This window comes from Yoonia maritima (genome assembly GCF_003003285.1).
GTDB classification, from domain to species: Bacteria; Pseudomonadota; Alphaproteobacteria; order Rhodobacterales; family Rhodobacteraceae; genus Yoonia; species Yoonia maritima.
Window position 1 is genome coordinate 1 of record NZ_PVTP01000007.1, and the last position, 18,218, is coordinate 18,218.

Genomic DNA, 18,218 nt, shown 5'->3' on the forward strand with positions numbered 1-18,218 from the left:
CAAGCCATACGTCGATTGGGACAACGGTGCGTGAAACCGTTCAATGCGGCCCAGGACAGAACCAAATCCAAAATACAGCCACCAAACGCACCCCAGCGCAAAGCACGTAGATTCAACGTAAGCGTTGCAAACGCTACCTCTTTTTCTGACTAATAGGGTAATCCAGTGCCTGATACCTTCCCTCAAAAAGGAAAGTATCATGACGCAGCGGACGATCTGGGGATTTGAGGTCGAGACTTCGCCCAAAGGAAAAAATATCTGGCCATATGACCTAAAACGAGAGGTCGTTAGACGAGGCTGAATTGGCGGTCGACGTCTTCGGAATTGAACAAAAGAACGCAGTTCGCGGGTTCGCGATCTCGTCCGGCGCGCCCCGCTTCTTGCAGGTAGTTTTCCAATGACCCCGGCACATCCCCGTGGACGACCAATCGCACGTCCGGCTTGTCGACCCCCATCCCGAAGGCATTGGTCGCGGCGATGACGCGCAGGTTTCCTACGCGGAAATCCTCTTGAATCTCGCGTTTGTCATCAGCGCTCAGGCCCGCGTGATAACGCTCGGCGGCGATGCCCTGTTGTTTCAGGAACTCCGCCACACGCTCCGTGGCGCTTCGGGTTGCACAATAGACGACCGCCCCGGAAACACCTTCGCTTGGGAGGTGGGACTCGATCGTGTCGAGGATATCCGCCATCTTGGTCGCCCGCTGCGTTGGCAGCACCTGAAAGCTCAGGTTCGACCGTGAAGCGCCGCCGTCTATCAGGGTTAGATCGGCGCCCAACCGGTCCTGGAAATGACTGCGGATGTCCTGCACAACATCGGGCTTAGCTGTCGCAGTCAAGCAAAGCACTGGGGCAGGGTCGTTGCCTGAACTTTCTTTGATAAACCGCGAAACGTAGCGATAGTCTGGCCGGAAATCGTGGCCCCATTTGGAGACGCAGTGCGCTTCGTCCAACACCCACAGCCCGACCTCACGCTGGGCCAGAACGGATCGGACTGTCGTGCTGCGCAGTTGCTCAGGCGAAATCAGCAGGATCGCAGCATCTCCAAGCCGGACCTTATCAAGGGCGTCCTGCCGCTCAGGCAATGACAACAGCCCGTTGACTGTGACCGCCGACGAAATGCCGGACCGCACCAAGCCTTGAACCTGATCCGCCATCAGCGCGACAAGCGGCGATATGACGACCGTCAAGGCCCCGGTCTTGTCATACCGCGACAGGGCAGGGATCTGGTAGCAGATGGATTTGCCCGTGCCCGTCGGCAAGATGCCCAACAAGTGGTCGCCATCCATAGCGGTAGCGACGATTTTCTCTTGTAGGGGGCGTCCGTCGTCGTCCACCGGTTCTGGGCGGAAACTCGGAAAGAGCACAGGATCAAAGCTGTAGCTGGTCAGTAGTGCCGAATGATATCCGTCCTGATTAAACGTCTCATCGTAGCGCAAGTGTTAATTCCCTGAATGCATCGTCATCGGAGCGCCAATCTGCGCCTCGCTGTCTCTCAATGGGTCTCAAGGTACTTCAACCCCCTGTCGGTGATGCAGCCACCCTCAAGAAGGCCGACATCCTCAAGGAAGATCCTTGCGGTGTGCAAGCGGGGACCACTGGGCTCGACACGTATACGGGAGCGAGCGCGCAACCGCGCATCCTCCAGCTCAACCAGATAAGTATAGCCGCCTTGAAGTCTGAGCTTCCGTGCCGCCACTTCGAGATGACGGCGAATGATCCGATCGTTAAGTAGTAGTCCCATAGCTTCACGAGCACTCATGGTCCTGTGCGCTTCGATCCAAGACAATTCTGTCGCGCATGTCTGGAAGCCCGGCTTGGCATTGAGGCTCTCTGCAAGCTCGGACACCCTCGGCCCCCACTTGCGCCAAAGGCGCGCTACTACGGTCATGATCACCTCAAGAGGTGCCTCTTCTCCGCGGGCATCTTCCTGCATTTGCTGGAGGCTCTTGTCCAATGCAGATAGCGTTCTCAGCCAATCCTCAAACGGGACGTCAGGCACATCAACCACCAGATTGCTTGCCAAAACCGGCATCGCCACTCCATCGACCGACTCCTCGATTCCATAGATCGCATGGTTCATTAAGGCTTCGTAAGCGACACGCAGCATGTCTGATGCCTGGTAGTGCTGCCATGCGGTATGGACCTCAAAGAAGTCCCCATTTGGCTCGTTCTCTGCCCAGTACCAGCGCAAGGCCTCCTGACTTACCGCTCCTCTGTCTGTCTTTCGGGAGACGTCCAGGATGGCCAGAAGAGTACGTCGCCGCTTCGAGCCTGGATCCACGCTTTCATCGCCGCCAATCAGGATTTCACGAAGAAGCTCAGCCTCCTGACCATCATGATCCAGCTCCGACGGTGCCAGTGGAAGCATCTCTGCGAGTTCACTTTTGTCCACTACACCCGCTCGCGCGACTTCAAAGAACCGATCAATGGAAATAGGGAAGGCTTCCTCGTAAGCTTCTGCCAGCATTTTGCCGACCTCAGTCGGGATTGGCATTTTATGTTCCTTGGCACGGGTCAGCAAACCGCAATCGCGCATCTGCCCGAAATAGGTGCCGGGAAAATCTCCGCGCTTTGGGCCAATGTATCTGTTTTCCCGGGGAGTGCTGAGGTCTGTCGCAGCACGGAAGTCTATCTTGTCGCTACTACCGTCTTTTAGCATCCGATTGGCGAACCTTGATCCAGCGATGCCGGTCTCAAAGGGGTGTTGCGCACAAGCAAGTGCATAGAGTGCTTCGATACGGCGAACATGCGCATCGAACTCATCGGTAGATGTGATCCGCGAGTGCTTCAAGTTATGCGTGATCCACCAGGCGTGGAACGAATAGTGCCGCAGACGAGTAGTAATTGAGCTGAAGCCCGGGACGAGTCCCTGATAGAAATTCTCGATGGGTGAAAGCATCGCCAGATGATCGAGACCTGAAGCGACACCCATTTCTGTCCACTCGACGTTACCGTCCATTACTGATCCCCGCACCATGATGTGACGAGAGCTTATGGCGAAATCAATTCAGAGGAAAAACTTTTCCGACCATCTGTTTTGAGTTTGATGCCCGTGCGATGGTAAGAACACAGGTGCGATATATACAACTCTGCAACAGGGGCCGGGACGACCCTGCGGAAAACGCGGGTCTCGGCCCAAAGCTGCCGTTCATCGCTACTGTTTTCGCTGCATTGCAGCGTCCTCGAAGCGGACATTGGCTTGGGAGTTCCGCAATTTCGGGGGGGCATGACCGTAATGCGGACGAAGCGCCATTTCGCTGCGCCTGCTCCAAGGTCTGCTTATGCCGCTTCAATCTCTGGCAGCCTTACATCGGCTTCCTTGAGCTGTTGGGCGACAATCTCATTGAACGTCATGCTTGGGTTCGTTTCGGCAAGCATTCCAACCTTTATCCAGAATTCCGCCTGCGCATTGATGGACCGGCACATGACCGTGCTGGCTTTGCGGATATCCTCGTGTAGCCCGTCGCCGATTTTTACGATGCCCATTGAAAAGTCCCTTCACGATTTATATACGAAACATATATAATTCGTATATTAGGTAATGTGCCACCAGTAAAGGGAAAGAACGCCAGATGGACAGCTATATCAATGTTCCGGTCGCCCCTGCCGCTAAAGATGCGCGCCGGACTGAAAGCATCAAGCTCTATGGACCGGACGCCTTTGAGGGAATGCGGCGCGCAGGTGCGCTGACCGCTGCTTGTCTGGACGGCGTCGCCGGTCTGATCCGCCACGGCCTTCCCTTGTCAGACATCAATACCTACGTGCTGGACTTCGCGGCATCGCATGATGCGACACCTGCGACCCTTGGCTACAAGGGCTACAAATATGCCTGCTGTACATCTGTTAATCACGTTGTCTGTCACGGCTTTCCCAATGAGAAAAAGCTGCGGGACGGTGATATCGTCAACGTTGATGTGACGCTTATCTTTGACGGATGGTACGGCGATTCAAGCCGGATGTACGCCGTCGGCAAGCCCAAACGGGCGGCAGAGCGGCTTATCCAGATCACGCATGAAACGATGATGCGCGGGATTGAGGCCGTGCGCCCCGGTGCGCGGCTTGGCGATATCGGCCATGCCATCCAGTCCTATGCGCTGTCGGAACGCTGTTCGGTGGTTCGCGATTTCTGCGGCCATGGCATTGGGCAGGTTTTCCACGATTCTCCCAATATCCTGAATTTCGGCAGAGCAGGGGAAGGGTTGGAGTTGCGCGAAGGTATGATTTTCACGGTGGAGCCCATGATCAATCTGGGCCGTGGTGACGTGAAGATGCTCGCGGATGACTGGACGGCGGTGACCCGCGACAAGTCCTTGTCGGCTCAGTTTGAGCATTCGGTAGGTGTTACTAGTGATGGGGTCGAAATCTTCACTAATTCAACAAAGGGCCTTCATGCGCCCGGTGTTGAAATTGAAAAAGCAGCGACGTGAATAACTCCCTCAGCCCCGCAACATTTTCATTGATTGGGAACGTAGTGCCGGTCTATTTGATGCATGTGGGATGCAAACGCTCGCGCAACAACTGGTTGGAACGTTGATCTGCCAAAGACCGACCTAGACCGGAAACGGGCGATCCTCGATGATGGCCTCCATCGCGAAGTAGGATGTGACGGCGTCAAGTTCGATCGTATCGATGAGCCGTTGATAGGCACTGTCAAAGCTTTCCATGTCTTCAGTAACAATTTTGATCATGTAATCATAATCCCCACCAATCCGATAAAAATCCACAACGTCAGGAATTGATATCACATGACGCCGGAATTTTGTTAGCCAGTCTTTCGAGTGACTGCGCGTGCGCAGCATCGTGAACACCACAAGGTTTTTGCCCAAAGCGCGACGGTTAATCAAAACGCGCTGCCCAGAAATCACCCCCCGTTCCTCAAGTAATTTCAGGCGCCGCCAGCAGGCATTTTGCGAAAGCCCTACCAGTTCGGCCAGCTCGCGCTGGCTCAACCGTTCGTCTCGTTGAAGCTGCCGGATAAGGGCGCGATCAATTTGATCTAACTTATGGTTCATTTTTCGATCGTAACCTTCATAATTTTAGCTATTTTGGGTAGAATAGACATAAAATATCGATCTAACATATATTAGTCTAAGGGCAATCAACATAAGGAAAACCGCCCGTGACCGCCCTGACAAACTTTCGAGACGCGCTAACCCGCCCAGATCTTATTGAATTTTTACGCAACGGTCTTATCGGGGACGGCGCAGATATCGAAACAGCATTCGGGACACGTCAGCTCGTCTATGCGGATTACGTGGCGTCTGGGCGCGCGCTTCGGCAGGTCGAAGACTTTGTGATGGAAAATGTCCTACCCTACTATGCCAACAGCCACACCGAAGCCTCGTTTTGCGGGATGACCATGACACGGATGCGCGAAGAAGCCCGCGCCACAATCGCACGTTTGGTAAAGGCCGATGACAGCTGCCATGTCATCTTTGCAGGCTCGGGCGCGACGGCGGGAATAAACCGCATTGTAGGTCTGTTACAGATCAGGGAAATGGTCGCTGCTGGCAAACGCGCGGTCGTCCTGATCGGCCCCTATGAGCATCACTCGAACATCCTGCCATGGCGGGAATCCGGCGCCGAACTCATCGTCGTGCCAGAGGCCTTTGGCGGCGGCATTGATATGGACGCATTGCGGTCCAAACTGGCGGATGCGCAGGATGCCGAACTCATCGTCGGCAGCTTTTCGGCGGCCTCGAACGTCACGGGCATCATCACCGACACAACAGAGGTCACACGCACCCTCAAAGCCAATGGGGCGCTTGCGATTTGGGATTATGCCGGTGGCGGAGCGTATCTCCCGATGGAGATGGGCGATTCCGACTGCCAGAAAGACGCGATCGTTTTCTCACCCCATAAGTTCCCCGGCGGCCCCGGCTCGTCCGGCATTGCGGTGCTGCGAGATAGCATCGTGCGTCGCTCAACCCCCACAGCACCTGGGGGAGGGTCCGTGAGTTTCGTCTCACCCTGGCGTCATGAATATGCCTCCAAAGTAGAGGCCCGCGAAGAAGCTGGTACCCCGAATGTTGTTGGCGACATCCGCGCGGCCCTTGTGATGTTGGTGAAAGATGCGATCGGGACCGACGAAATTCTTGCACGAGATGCGTTGCTTCGTGAAAGGGCCTGCTCTCACCTCGCGCATAGCCCTAACATTCGAGTGTTGGGCACCTTTGAAAGAGTAAACGCGCTGCCGATTTTTTCGTTTCAGGTGTTGGACGATGACGGCGGCCCTGTCCACCAACAGTTGTTCACGCGCATGTTGTCAGATTTCTATGGCGTTCAGGTGCGTGGCGGGTGTGCCTGTGCGGGGCCCTATGCCCATGCCTTGCTCGGCCTGGAAAAACCACAATCCGAAGACCTTTTCGCGCGGTTGGGAGCCGGCCACGAGATAGAAAAACCGGGGTGGGTGCGGTTTAACCTCAGCTACCTTCACAGCGATGCACAGGTTGAGACTATCCTGAGTGCAATCACGCAATTGGCCAGCACCGCGCGGGACAGTGCGGGCAAATACGACTGCGACCCGGCAACGGCCCGTTTCAATGCAAAGGCCGCCTAACGGCGACTCTTGTCAGCTGGAATGACCCAAAGGGTGCATAAGCCGATTTGCCCACCCGAAAATAGCAATTGAGTGGATAAGGTCCTGAATTTCGACCTCGTCCATTCCAGCTTTGCGCAGGGCTTTGATGTGGGACTGATCCGCACGGGGCGGCGTCGCGGTCAAGGCTTCGGCGAAATCCATTATCGCCGCGTCCCGCTCGCACAGCGCATCTCGCCGCCCGGTATACAGCGCTGAGGTTGCAAACGGCCCCGCCAGTTTGGCATGCTGGCGCGCATGAACGTTGGCGCAATATTGGCAGCCATTGACCAAGGACGCACCAAGCGCGCCTAATTCGCGATCCGGACGGGGCAGGCCACCCTCAACGTACATGATGGCGTTGAACAATTCCGTGCGAGCCACGTAGCTATCGGGATCATGGACAAGCGTACGCACATAGGGCGACACTTTTTTGGCGGACGGCGTGACCTGCATGGCAGCCAGTTGGCGCTCGGTGGCATCCTCAATTTCCACCGGGGGTAAATGCGGTGTCCATTTTAGCGGCTTGATTTTGATCTGTGGGATATCATCACGCATGATCGGTGTCTTTCAAAAGCGAGAGCCCGTGCACAATGCGCATTTCATAACACACCTGCGCTAAAAGCTCTGACAGGGCTACGATCTGGGGCACAGAAAACCCGACATCCAACAAGTCTTGCAAATGGGTTTTCGACGCATCGGAAGGCGTTTTCGCAATGAGATCCGTGTGACGCGCCAACGCAGCAAGTTTTCTGTCCTGCGGATCGCCGCCCGCAGCGAAGTCACGGAGTTCAGCAGTGCTTGGCGCAGGATAACTTGCAAGAAAATCAGGGTTTGATCCTGTCCCCGCCGCCCGTCGGGCCACGGCATAGCGCACGTCCGAAGTCAGCCCAAGATTGTCATCTGGATGCAGAACAGCCGCACGGCAAACCTCTGCACCGTCAACAAAATTCGGCCGGAACGCTCTTAGCTCGTACAAAGCATCGTTCGGGGAAATCCCGAGTGTTGTGTTGATGACGTTGTTCGTTTTCATGTCAGACCTTCGGTAGTTTACAGCCAGCACGGATGCTGTCCGGAACGGGGATGAACATTAATCGGATCACGGGGGTGCAGGCCCCATCACCAGATCGGGCAGCCAAAGCGTGATTGCCGGAAACGCAGAGATCAAAATCAAGGCAACGAAAGGCGGGATTAACAGCGGTAGAATAGCGATCGAAAGCCGTTCGAATTTTACACCGGATACCGCAGACATCAGGTACAGTCCGACGCCCATCGGCGGTGTCGCGATCCCGATCAGAAGTGCCAGTGTGATGATCATGCCGAATTGCACACGGTCGACGCCAAAGGCATCTGCAACTGGCAAAAGCAACGGCAAAAGAATGATCTTAGCCGGTGTCGCCTCCATGAAGCAGCCAATCACGATCAGCAGAACCACGACAAATACGAGGAACATCGCGCGGCTGTCGATGGCGTCCAAGAATCCGGTCGCAAAGGCTTGGGGCACCTGCTCAAAGGCAAACAACCACCCCATTGTCTGTGATGCGCCGATAATCATCATGATGAGCGCGGACAGCAATGCGCTTTCTTTCAGTGCGGTCCAAAGCATATTGAAACTAACGGCGCGGTAAAACACCCCGACGATAAGCGTGTAAACACAGGCAATCACGCCGGCCTCTGTCGCCGTCGCGAACCCGAAAATGATCGCTCCCAAAATGATGCAGGGCGCAATAAGCGCTGGGATGCCATCAAGGATGGCGTGCTTGATCTGCGTCAGAGTCTTTGGTTCTTCGCGCGGCATGTCTTGGAATTCGCACATCACGCGGATGTAGGCGATGAAGGACGCCGCCACCAAAAGCCCGGGCACGATCCCCGCAAGAAAAAGACGGGCGACGGACTCATTTGCCAGCCAGGCATAGACGATCAGGCTGATTGACGGTGGTACGATGGGACCAACCAGAGATGTCGCCACGGTCAAAGCCGCAGCGAATTCATGGGAATATCCACGTTCGCGCATCGCGCGCACCTCGATCTGTCCAAGGCCCGCGATATCGGCGGTCGCGGCGCCAGAAACGCCGGCAAAAATGAGCGAGGCAATCACGTTCACATAAGCCAAACCAGCACGCACACTGCCGATCAACGCCAGCGCGAAATTGAATATTTTGTCCGTCATCCCGACGGCATTCATCAAATTACCCGCAAGGATGAAAAAGGGAATTGCAAGGAGGGCAGGCTTGCTCGCGCCTTCGATGATCTGCTGCGGGAAGACGAGGGCAAAATCCATCAAGTCTGCCCAATACAAGCCAGCCACAGCCCCCGCGCCAATGGCGATAGTGACGGGAACACCGACCATCATCAGCAGCATGAAAGAGCCGATTACGACAAAGCCAAGCGTCATTTTGCGGCTCCTGTATCAAGATGTTCAAGCGGATCGGATTTTGGAAAAGGCTCAATGTCGCCGGTCAAAACCTGCAAGGCATGCAAGGCAAAATGAGCCACAAGACACAGCGCAGACAAGAACAATGGCAGGCTGTGCACGTATATGGGGAGCGCGATTGTCTCCATGTGGCCCGTCTGCAAACCAATCAATTCAATCGCTGGCGACAGAACCATATACATAAATAAGACACCGATCATGTCCGCAAAAACGGCAAGCACTTTACGGATGGGCAACGGCATACGCGCCGCAATCAGGTCAACAACCACATCTCGGTGTTCTCGCATGTAGACGAAAACACCCAAGCAAGTCGCCCAAATGAACAACAACATTGTCCAATGGAAAACTCCGTCATAAGCCCCGCCGAAAATAGACCGGCTTGCGATGTTGAAAGCATTGATCGCCAACATGATGAGCAACAATAGAGCTATTGCGGCTTTAAAAGCAGCCGCGATAGCGTCCAAACTCGCTCCGAGAACGGAGAACGTAATTTTCATTACTCCGCGCTTTCCCGTGCGGCTTCAACCGCGTCCATCAGGCCCTCTTGCAATTCTCCAGCCGCCTCACGCGCGGCGTAAAATTCGGACGTTGTCGCCAAGATCGCAGAGGTGTCGAAACTGTCAGAATATGTCACGCCTTCGAGGGCTTTGATCCGTTCAACAGTTTCATCGGCGCCTGAGAAAATGGTTTCCCAAGCGAAGGCGGACGCATCTGCATGGGCGCGCAGCAAGGCATCCTGATTTTCGGGGGAAAGGTCCTCGAATGCCTCTTGGTTCATCATGAACGCGATTGCCTGCGGGTATTCATCTGTACGCACGATGTTGGGCGCAACCTCGTAGAAACGCGTGGTTTCAATCAGCTCCAGTGGTGACGTCACGGCGTTTACGATATTGCGGTTGATCGCATCGTAGACTTCGCCCCATGCAAGCACGACAACTTCGGCGCCTTGGTTTTCCCACACATCAATCACCAGCTGGCTGTTGAACTGACGAATGCGAAGTTCAGCGATGTCTTCTGCGCTGGTAATTGGATCGACAGACAGCAGCGTGCGGAACGAACCACGTGGGAATGCAGGTGCATCGCCCAAAACAGAAATGCCGGATGCATCGGTTACATTGTCAAGCCAGCCTTGCACCATATCGCCACGTATGAATTCGGCCCAATGGTCATAATCTTCAAAAAGAAAGGGCGCGGACGCATAACGAATATTATCTTCCCAGCGTGCAAGGAACGTCATGGCGGACGGCGCGAGCTGGATGACACCCGCGCTAAGCTGCTCGACGACCGCGTCCATTTCACCAATTTGCGAGTTCGGGAAAATCCGGATGGTCAGGTCGCCGTTCGAATACTCCGCAGTCTTCTCTGCGAGGATTTCATAGGCCTGACCTTCGATGCTGTCTGGCGACACCATGGAACTAAGGCGCCATGTTTCGGCGGCAACCGGAAGCGCGGCTGTGCTCAAAAGGGCGGTGACGGCTAAGCGAGTGAAACGGTTCATTGGAGACTCCCCTTGGTTTTTTACTTTATGGACTTGCAATTATGCAAACATAGCATAATGATGAGCCTATCATGTCAATAGAAAATAATAAAAAGTTTGACCTCAAAGTGTTGGAAGCCTTTCTGGCGGCCATGTCTTGCGGGTCCATGACGGGAGCCGCCGTTTATTTGGGCATTGGGCAGCCCGCGGTAACTCGCATGATCAAAGAATTGGAGCTGTCTGTCGGGTTTCAGTTGTTCCATCGCAACGGCCCCCGCATTTCCCCCACAGATCGCGGCCTGCGGTTTCATGAGGAAGTTGAACGTGTTGTTGCTGGCCTACGCCAAATCGGGCAGCGCGCCGATGCAATTCGCACGGAAAAAGTTGCGTCTATCGACATCGCCGCAACACCCGCTATGGCCGCAGGCTTGACTGGTGCGACATTGACGGCGTTAGGTGAATTCCTTCCACAGCAGATCAATGTCCAAACCATGAATGCTGAGCACGTTATCGGGGCCCTGCGCAGCCGAACTGCGGACTTTGGTATAGCGGCCAGTCCAATTGATCACGCGGGCATGGTGCGCCATGTCGTCTGTGAATCCCGTCTTGTAGGCGTGGTGTCAGACGCATCACCACTGGCGCACTCACGCGCACCTCTGCCGCTGTCGGTCTTCGCAGACCAACGCCTCATAACTGTCGGGAACGCGTTTCGCATACGCCACACCATTGATCAGGCGTTTCAAAAATCTGGTATCATCCCCCCTTCGGAGTTTGCCACCAACGCATCATTGAACGCCATTATGGCGGCCCGTTCTGGATTGGGTATCGCAATTGTGGACCCCGTCACGGCCTACGGTGTTCCTGTAAACGGTGTGAAGATCGTCGAACTGGCGACTGAAATGCCGTATTCTTGGGAGCTGCTAAGAGACGCCAATCGGGCCTTGGCACAACATTCCAGCGCCTTCGTTGATGCCTTTTACAAAGCCTGCTTGGCAACTGTGCCCGATTGCACCGTGAAAATGGCCGAGGGCGTGACATCCTTTCCACAAAGTCAAAAAACCTTACCGGGGACTGCACCATGACAGACGCGACTAACCTGACGGAGTTGGAGGCCGACTTCACCCGCCAGCGCACCCTTCTAAACCTACCACCGAAGCCTTGGATGCCCGTCACCAAGGGCCCAAGCGGAGACCCCGTACTTGATGTTGCAATTATCGGCGCAGGGCTTTGCGGTTTGGTGGCGAATGCGGCCCTGGAGATGGACGGCATTAGCAATGTTCGCCTATTGGATCGCGCCCCTGCCGGCCAAGAAGGCCCTTGGATTACTTTTGCGCGCATGGAAACGCTGCGGACTATTAAAGAAGCCGCAGGTCCGGCTTTGGGCATACCTGCGTTAACATTTAGGGCTTGGTTCGAAGCGCAATGGGGCGTCGCCGCATGGGACGACATGACCCTCGCCCCGCGCACGATGTGGATGGATTACCTGAAATGGTATCGCAAGATGACCAAACCAGACATCATCAACGACTGTGACGTGACAGAGATCGTTCCCGAGGGCGCGTTGTTTCGCCTCTCGACCAGCACAGGCGAAATCTGGGCGCGTCGCGTGGTTTTGGCGACGGGTTTGGACGCATTAGGCGCCCCCAAACTGCCACCTGTCGCCCAAGGATTGCCAGAGGGGAGCGTGTACCATTCCGCAGATGTTTTTGATGTCGACAGCCTGAAAGGCAAACGCGTGATTGTGGTTGGGGCTGGGGCCTCTGCAATGGACAACGCCGCTGCCGCCCTTGAAGCGGGATGCGCGCGGCTTGATCTCCTCATTCGCCGCCCCGCCCTTCCTGCCATCGACAAGTTCACTGGCACAGGGTCACGCGGCATGACTGCGGGCTATATGGCGCTGACGGATGCCCAAAAGTGGGAGATCATGGACCTTGGCGACAAGTTCCCTGTGCCGCCCCCTGCCCATTCCGTTGCACGCGTCGCGCGGCATAAAAATGCTCACCTGCACCTTGGCGCACCAATCAATGGAATGTCACATGGTGCAAACGGTCTATCCGTCGAAACGCCGCAAGGCGTTATCGAGGCCGATGTCGCCATCTTTGCAACAGGGTTTGGTATCTCAGAACAGAGCCGCCCCGAACTGTCTCATTTCTTTGGGCACTGGCGCACGTGGGCCGATGTCGTTGGGGCGGACAAGGCCGCAAAGAACCCGGTTCTCGCCGCGCACCCGTATCTAAACGCTGACTTCACCTTCGCGGAGCGCACGGCAGGTACATGCCCCGCCCTCGCGCGGCTGTGCTGCTTTGCCTACGCGGCTGTGCCAAGTCAGGGTAAAGTCACATCGGGCATTCCATCTGCAACGGAAGGTGCACGGAGGCTTTCGAGCGGCCTGGTGCGTTCATTATTTGCCGAAGACGCGGCGTTCCATCTTGATCGCTTTGCGACCTATGACACCCCAGATTTCGAACCTGATATCTGGCCCGCTTCTGCATTAGCTGCGGCCAACTAGACCCTCTTTCAAAAGGCTCCTTTATGACCTCTAAAGATCTCCACTCCAGTTCCATCATTGTCGATGCTTTGCAAAGTTCCGATTTCAACCGCGAAATCCTCCTCGATGCGCAACAAGGCGGCGTCAGCGCAATCAACGCGTCCTCCGTGCTCTGGGAGAATTTTCGAGGTGGTATGGATTACGTGACAATGTGGCGCGAGAAGCTGGCAGAAAACGCCGATATCGCCATGCTCATTCGTACAACAGACGACATTCGCCGTGCGAAAGCAGAGGGCAAGGTCGGGATTATCATGGGCTGGCAAAACACATCCCCCGTCGAAGATCGCCTTGATAACTTCGCGCTCTTCAAGGACCTCGGTGTGAACATCATGCAGTTGACCTACAATACACAGAACTTCTTTGGCGCTGGGTATCTGGAAACAAGAGACAGCGGGTTGACCCGTTTCGGGCATGAAGCTGTTGATGCAATGGATGAGGCCGGCATTTTGATCGACCTGAGCCACGTTGGTATTCAGACGTCGCTGGATACCATCGAATATTCGAAAAAACCGGTCGCAATCACCCATTGTCTGCCTGGCGCGCTTTTTGATGTCCCGCGCAATAAACCCGACGAGGTGTTTCAGGCCTGTGCGGCTAAAGGCGGTGTTATTGGAACATCATTGTTCGCGCCCGGATTGGCTGCCGGTAATGATGCCACGGTTGCACATGTGATTGATGCGATGGAACACACCTTGGATCTCGTTGGGGAAGATCACGTGGCCATCGGCACCGATTTCAATCACAACCGCGCGCGTCCCGGCCCTTGGTTGCTTTGGGCCAACAAAGACAAAGGAACCGGAAGCACGCTCGCCGATTTCGGGTCTGCCAAGATTTCAAAACCCGAAGGCATTCGTCATAATCGTGAATTTGGCAATCTCACTGAGGAAATGCACAACCGAGGTTGGAGTAAGGAGCGCATTGTCAAAATTCTGGGCGGAAATTGGATGCGTCTGTTCGATCAGACTTGGTAAATAGCCGATATTGCCCATGCTCTAATGGCCTTCGGCCTGCCCAAGTGATCACAGTTGCGCGCCATGAATACCCAGCCTTAGGACACCCTTTTCCCGTGTTGCGGCAAACCGAAGTGGTTCTATTTTCAGTGCGCGTGAAGCTAAGTTGAATTCAAGGTGAGGCTCAGTCGAGCCGACCGCAGTGAGAGGGATGAAGGTCCGATTTTGGTAAGCTGCAACGCAGCATAGGGAACGTTGCTCAAGGTCCGTAATGAGCCGTGATTTGAGGGCTATATTTTCCAGTTTCCTGAAAGTAGGCGTTAGCTGCAATGCGGAAATATGACAACGTGGGCTCAAACCTGCCGTTCTCCGCGTTGCAGCAAGTCCAGTTTCACAGGTGCAGGCTCGCCGCTGCTTACGGCCCTTTGCGGACATTGGCCGGTGATCTGGGATGCTGCGGTTGCAGCCCGCATTGCCGACATTCGCTGCGAGCGCAAAATTCAGCAATGGTCGAACTCACAGTCTGCGGGACATAGTTGCCATTCATTCATGACAATCCAATGTCTGCATTTACGCTTTCTGGTGTTCGCCGTCGCACAAATTGTGGTCAGCCAATGATGCAAGCACGTAGCAATCTTCTGATACCCCTTCGCCGTCGCAACCTTTCGATATCCGGCTAAGCTCCTTCTCAAGCGTTCGTAGACGTTTGATCTTTGCTCGAACGTCCGCCAGCTGCGACGCTGCAATATCTGTTGCTGCCTCGCATGATCGATCTGGATGATCTTGGAGTTCAATCAAAGATGAAACGGCCTCGATGGAGAATCCAAGATCACGGGCATGTCGGATAAAACTCAGTCGCTCCAACCCAGCTTTGTCGTAACGCCTTTGATTGCCTGCCGTGCGCTCAGCTTCAGGCAAGAGCCCCATTTCTTCATAATACCGGATGGTCGGAACCTTGACCTTTGTGCGCTTCGAAAGCTCGCCGATAGAAAACATAAAGAAACCTCTTGAACCTCTAGTTACTAGAGATTGTATACGAATTGGGACAACAAGAGAAGAGTCCCAAATGCCCCACGATTATTTGTCTGAAACGCTGCTCCTAGACTACCAGAACCTCGCAATAAAGGCACTCATCGCGCAACGCGGGTGGGCAGCGCTGTCAGACGGCGAGCGTATCGGCGCAGCTTATGACTTTGTCCGCAACGAAGTCTTGTTCGGCTACAATTCTGACGATGCCTTGCCAGCCTCACGGGTGCTGGCGGATGGCTATGGCCAGTGCAACACCAAGGGCACGCTGCTGATGGCGCTGCTGCGCGCCTTGGGCATCCCTTGTCGGTTTCGCGGCTTTACCATCGACAAAGGACTGCAACGTGGCGTGGTACCAGAGTTGGTCTATCCGCTTGCGCCACGCAACATCATCCACTCTTGGGTTGAGGTACAGCATCGAGGAGAATGGTTAGAGCTTGAGGGCTTCATTCTGGATCAGGGCGTTTTGACGGCGCTTCAAGCCGCGTTTCCAGATCGTAACTCGCTTTGTGCTTACGGGGCAGGCACCGATTGCCTTCAAGCGCCGAACGTCGCCTGGAGCGGCAAGAGCACCTACATCCAAAAGACTGGGATCAATCGGGATTTCGGGGTCTTTGACAGCCCAGATGCTTTCTATGCAAATTATCGGCAACTGACCGGATTTCGCGGGCTAGTCTATCGACTGATCATTCGACATTGGATGAACAGGCGGGTTGCGCAGATGCGTGCGGGACGTGTCCCAACGATACCCGGTGGGGACGAGAATCTTCTGCCCGCCAAGTCCACTTTGCTAAAAAAGAAGGCCGCGTGATGGCCGGCTGCTGTGGACATGACGCCAAGTTCGACGGCGTTTCAGATAACTACAAAAGGCGACTTTGGATCGTCATTACCCTCAATGCGACGATGTTCTTTGTCGAGATGACAGCAGGCCATCTGGCCAAGTCTCAGGCGTTGCAAGCCGACGCCCTCGACTTTGCGGGCGATGCGCTGACCTACGGAATTTCACTTGCAGTCATCGGGGCATCGCTCCGCGCGCGAACAAACGCGGCATTGTTCAAAGGCGTCAGCCTTCTTCTGATGGGCCTTTGGGTGTTTGGATCGACGGTCTATCGCGTCTTCTATATTGGCGTCCCCACAGCTGAGATCATGGGTATCGTCGGCTTTCTTGCGCTGCTCACCAATCTGGCAAGCGTATTGCTGTTGGTTCGTTACAAGGATGGTGATGCTAATGTCCGGTCGGTCTGGTTGTGTTCGCGCAACGACGCGATTGGGAACGTAGCAGTGATGTTTGCAGCCCTCGGCGTGTGGGGCACGGCAACGGGTTGGCCTGACCTGATCGTGGCAACCATTATGGCCGGATTGTTCTTATCATCGGCCTTCCAGATCGTGCGCCAAGCCTTGGCAGAACGGCGCGAAACGACTGACCATAAGCACATGGAAGTGTGATGCAGGCGGTCTTGATCGTCGTCGGCCTTGTGATCGCGGCGGCCACCCTAGCCGCGATACTTTGGTCCATCGCATACCTTGAGCGCCGCCTTTGGCCACCAAAGCGATACACCAAGGCGACTCCTGTCTTGGTTTGGGTTCCGACATTCACGCTATTCGGCATCCTGATCGTCTTAGGATTGATGAATTGGGGAAGCCTACCAATCCCAACTTGGCTGCGGTTCGGAGTTGGCATTCCGCTGATTTTTGCTGGCAACGTCATCGTGTGGTCAGAGGTCGCGCAGTTCGGAATAGCCCAAACTTGCGGCGCGAAGGGGTCGCTTCGAACGGGCGGCATGTATCGCTATTCCCGCAATCCACAATACGTCGCAGATATAGCAATGATTATCGGCTGGATCGTGCTTTGCGCGTCGTCTGGAGCGGCGCTAGTCGGCCTTGCAGGAATAGCCGTTCTAATTGCCGCGCCTTTCGCCGAAGAGCCATGGCTCAAAGAGCACTACGGTTTCGCGTTCGAGGACTACTGGGCTAGCCACCGCCGCCAACACCCGCGCAATTAAACAGTTAACAACCTCTTCAAAGATCCGGCCAGCGGAGAGTCTACGGATCAAGTCAACCAGATCCTTTCCTTCAGGATACCCGATATTAAACACACGGCAGCGGTCGAGCAGTGGTGCGGGGATGCCGTCACGTTCATTCGCCGTCATGATCCAGCTGATCTGGCTCATATTGTATGTCCGGCGCGTGAAGGGGCAGCCCCATGCTGTCGATGATGTCGGTTCGAGCAGGCCCAGAAGTGCGTCCGGCAGCGAAACCCGCGACCCTCCACTGGCGGTCATGGTGCCTGCTTTCTCGATTTCATCGACAATCATGATTGGGTTGGCGATACCGGTCTTGGCGATTTCCTGAAGGGGCACGCCACCCTGCGCTTTGCTCCATGTCGCGTCACATCCCGCCACTGTAAAGCTTGCGTTCGAGCTGCCCACATCAAGCGTCCTGACGGGCGCGCCGGACAAGGCGGCGAGCTTGCGTGCATAGGTCGATTTTCCGCATCCGGGCGGGCCGATCAGGATCACGGGCGGCAGGTTCAACCATGTTTGTCCGGTATTGTATCGCGCGCGTAGGGCTTTGTAGGCCCATGTTGAGACATCGGACATCCACGGCGCGGAGGCATGCAGCTCGGCGATCATTTCATCAACGGCGTGCAGCGTTGATGGCCCCACTAAGACCGGATGGGCGGTCGCGAGCTCTTTCACAAACTTTTGCACTTCATCCTTCGGCCCAGCGTTTTTCAGGGCGCGGTCATGTAGGCCCGTTTCCTTCCGGTGGTGCTCTCTTGCAGCCTCGTAGACAAAGCTGACTTGCACGGCATCTCTTATGGCTGCGACAAAATCCTCGTCCGGATCCTCATGCGTGAAGCCAAGAAGTTCAATCTGGTCATGATCGATCAACCCCCGCTGCTCGATGATCTCAGCCACATTCGCGGTCATGAAGTCGCTGATCTCTTCTTTGACACGGTGCTCTACTGTCTTTTGGGAAACAGAGTTATCGCGCAGGAAGTCGATCATACCAACAGCTTCCGCTTTCTGCAGAAAGTCGGCTTTTACGTCGTCGAGATCGGGACGTCGGGGAAGGAGTTCGGTGAAGTCTTTGAGGTAATGTGTCATCTGTCCATGCCTTTTGGGGGCCATCAAGTATGGCGTCATCGGCACGACGGATCTGAGGATGTTCATGGGACACACAGTGATCGGCCAGGCCGATCA

At 55.3% G+C, this 18,218-nt stretch carries 18 protein-coding genes and 1 pseudogene; 8 read left to right on the plus strand and 11 right to left on the minus strand.

What is annotated here, in order from left to right; genetic code table 11:
* Positions 1-293: 293 nt before the first annotated feature.
* From CLV80_RS11085 to CLV80_RS11095, 3 genes and pseudogenes are all read right to left on the minus strand, one after another.
* Positions 294-1,358 (minus strand): annotated as a pseudogene (locus CLV80_RS11085) (RecQ family ATP-dependent DNA helicase); the annotation flags it as partial.
* 134 nt (positions 1,359-1,492) lie between these two features.
* Positions 1,493-2,959 carry a hypothetical protein gene (locus CLV80_RS11090; RefSeq protein ID WP_106358004.1) on the minus strand — a complete coding sequence of 489 codons (1,467 nt, stop codon included), beginning with the start codon at positions 2,957-2,959 and terminating at the stop codon, positions 1,493-1,495.
* Between the two features lie 320 nt (positions 2,960-3,279).
* A complete protein-coding gene (locus CLV80_RS11095) occupies positions 3,280-3,486 on the minus strand; it encodes a ParD-like family protein (RefSeq protein ID WP_106358005.1) in 207 nt (68 codons plus the stop codon).
* 86 nt (positions 3,487-3,572) lie between these two features.
* On the opposite strand from CLV80_RS11095, the gene map reads away from it, so the two are divergent.
* Positions 3,573-4,427 carry a type I methionyl aminopeptidase gene (map, locus tag CLV80_RS11100; protein ID WP_106358006.1) on the plus strand — a complete coding sequence of 285 codons (855 nt, stop codon included), beginning with the start codon at positions 3,573-3,575 and terminating at the stop codon, positions 4,425-4,427.
* Positions 4,428-4,550: 123 nt separating this feature from the next.
* On the opposite strand, the gene CLV80_RS11105 is transcribed toward map, so the two are convergent.
* Entirely contained in the window at positions 4,551-5,012 is a 462-nt protein-coding gene (locus tag CLV80_RS11105) for an Lrp/AsnC family transcriptional regulator (protein WP_106358007.1), read from the minus strand.
* A gap of 107 nt (positions 5,013-5,119) precedes the next feature.
* Here CLV80_RS11105 and CLV80_RS11110 point away from each other — a divergent pair, with 107 nt between their 5' ends.
* Positions 5,120-6,559, plus strand: a complete 1,440-nt coding sequence (locus CLV80_RS11110; RefSeq protein ID WP_106358008.1) for an aminotransferase class V-fold PLP-dependent enzyme — start codon at positions 5,120-5,122, stop codon at positions 6,557-6,559.
* 12 nt (positions 6,560-6,571) lie between these two features.
* Here CLV80_RS11110 and CLV80_RS11115 read toward each other — a convergent pair whose 3' ends face one another.
* The 5 genes from CLV80_RS11115 to CLV80_RS11135 form a co-directional block, all read right to left on the minus strand.
* A complete protein-coding gene (locus CLV80_RS11115) occupies positions 6,572-7,135 on the minus strand; it encodes a peroxidase-related enzyme (protein WP_106358009.1) in 564 nt (187 codons plus the stop codon).
* Positions 7,128-7,610 (minus strand): CMD domain-containing protein, encoded by a 483-nt coding sequence (locus tag CLV80_RS11120; protein ID WP_106358010.1) that lies wholly within the window; start codon positions 7,608-7,610, stop codon positions 7,128-7,130. Before CLV80_RS11120 ends, CLV80_RS11115 begins: the two co-directional genes overlap by 8 nt.
* Before the next feature lie 66 nt (positions 7,611-7,676).
* Positions 7,677-8,972 (minus strand): TRAP transporter large permease, encoded by a 1,296-nt coding sequence (locus tag CLV80_RS11125; protein WP_106358011.1) that lies wholly within the window; start codon positions 8,970-8,972, stop codon positions 7,677-7,679.
* On the minus strand, positions 8,969-9,508 hold the full coding sequence (locus CLV80_RS11130) for a TRAP transporter small permease (protein WP_106358012.1): 540 nt from the start codon (positions 9,506-9,508) through the stop codon (positions 8,969-8,971). Before CLV80_RS11130 ends, CLV80_RS11125 begins: the two co-directional genes overlap by 4 nt.
* The gene (locus CLV80_RS11135) at positions 9,508-10,509 is read right to left on the minus strand and encodes a TRAP transporter substrate-binding protein (protein ID WP_106358013.1); all 1,002 of its coding nucleotides are present in this window, start codon (positions 10,507-10,509) and stop codon (positions 9,508-9,510) included. The genes CLV80_RS11130 and CLV80_RS11135 overlap by 1 nt, the downstream gene beginning before the upstream one ends.
* Before the next feature lie 71 nt (positions 10,510-10,580).
* Between CLV80_RS11135 and CLV80_RS11140 the strand changes: the two genes are divergently transcribed.
* The 3 genes from CLV80_RS11140 to CLV80_RS11150 are packed head-to-tail and all read left to right on the plus strand — an operon-like array spanning position 10,581 to position 14,007.
* Positions 10,581-11,570, plus strand: coding sequence for a LysR family transcriptional regulator (locus CLV80_RS11140; protein WP_106358014.1), 990 nt, complete (start codon positions 10,581-10,583; stop codon positions 11,568-11,570).
* Positions 11,567-12,997 (plus strand): flavin-containing monooxygenase, encoded by a 1,431-nt coding sequence (locus tag CLV80_RS11145; RefSeq protein ID WP_106358015.1) that lies wholly within the window; start codon positions 11,567-11,569, stop codon positions 12,995-12,997. The genes CLV80_RS11140 and CLV80_RS11145 overlap by 4 nt, the downstream gene beginning before the upstream one ends.
* A gap of 23 nt (positions 12,998-13,020) precedes the next feature.
* Entirely contained in the window at positions 13,021-14,007 is a 987-nt protein-coding gene (locus CLV80_RS11150) for a membrane dipeptidase (RefSeq protein ID WP_106358016.1), read from the plus strand.
* A 549-nt stretch (positions 14,008-14,556) separates the two neighbouring features.
* Here the strand turns inward: CLV80_RS11150 and CLV80_RS11155 are convergent.
* Positions 14,557-14,982, minus strand: coding sequence for a MerR family transcriptional regulator (locus CLV80_RS11155; RefSeq protein ID WP_106358017.1), 426 nt, complete (start codon positions 14,980-14,982; stop codon positions 14,557-14,559).
* A gap of 70 nt (positions 14,983-15,052) precedes the next feature.
* On the opposite strand from CLV80_RS11155, the gene CLV80_RS11160 reads away from it, so the two are divergent.
* The 3 genes from CLV80_RS11160 to CLV80_RS11170 are packed head-to-tail and all read left to right on the plus strand — an operon-like array spanning position 15,053 to position 17,015.
* Complete coding sequence (locus CLV80_RS11160) at positions 15,053-15,823, plus strand: transglutaminase-like domain-containing protein (RefSeq protein ID WP_106358018.1); 771 nt, start codon at positions 15,053-15,055, stop codon at positions 15,821-15,823.
* Positions 15,823-16,458, plus strand: a complete 636-nt coding sequence (locus CLV80_RS11165) for a cation efflux transmembrane domain-containing protein (RefSeq protein WP_106358019.1) — start codon at positions 15,823-15,825, stop codon at positions 16,456-16,458. Before CLV80_RS11160 ends, CLV80_RS11165 begins: the two co-directional genes overlap by 1 nt.
* Positions 16,458-17,015 carry a methyltransferase family protein gene (locus CLV80_RS11170; RefSeq protein ID WP_106358020.1) on the plus strand — a complete coding sequence of 186 codons (558 nt, stop codon included), beginning with the start codon at positions 16,458-16,460 and terminating at the stop codon, positions 17,013-17,015. The genes CLV80_RS11165 and CLV80_RS11170 overlap by 1 nt, the downstream gene beginning before the upstream one ends.
* Here the strand turns inward: CLV80_RS11170 and CLV80_RS11175 are convergent.
* Positions 16,911-18,122, minus strand: a complete 1,212-nt coding sequence (locus CLV80_RS11175) for an AAA family ATPase (RefSeq protein ID WP_165793371.1) — start codon at positions 18,120-18,122, stop codon at positions 16,911-16,913. The genes CLV80_RS11170 and CLV80_RS11175 overlap by 105 nt on opposite strands.
* Between the last annotated feature and the right edge of the window lie 96 nt (positions 18,123-18,218).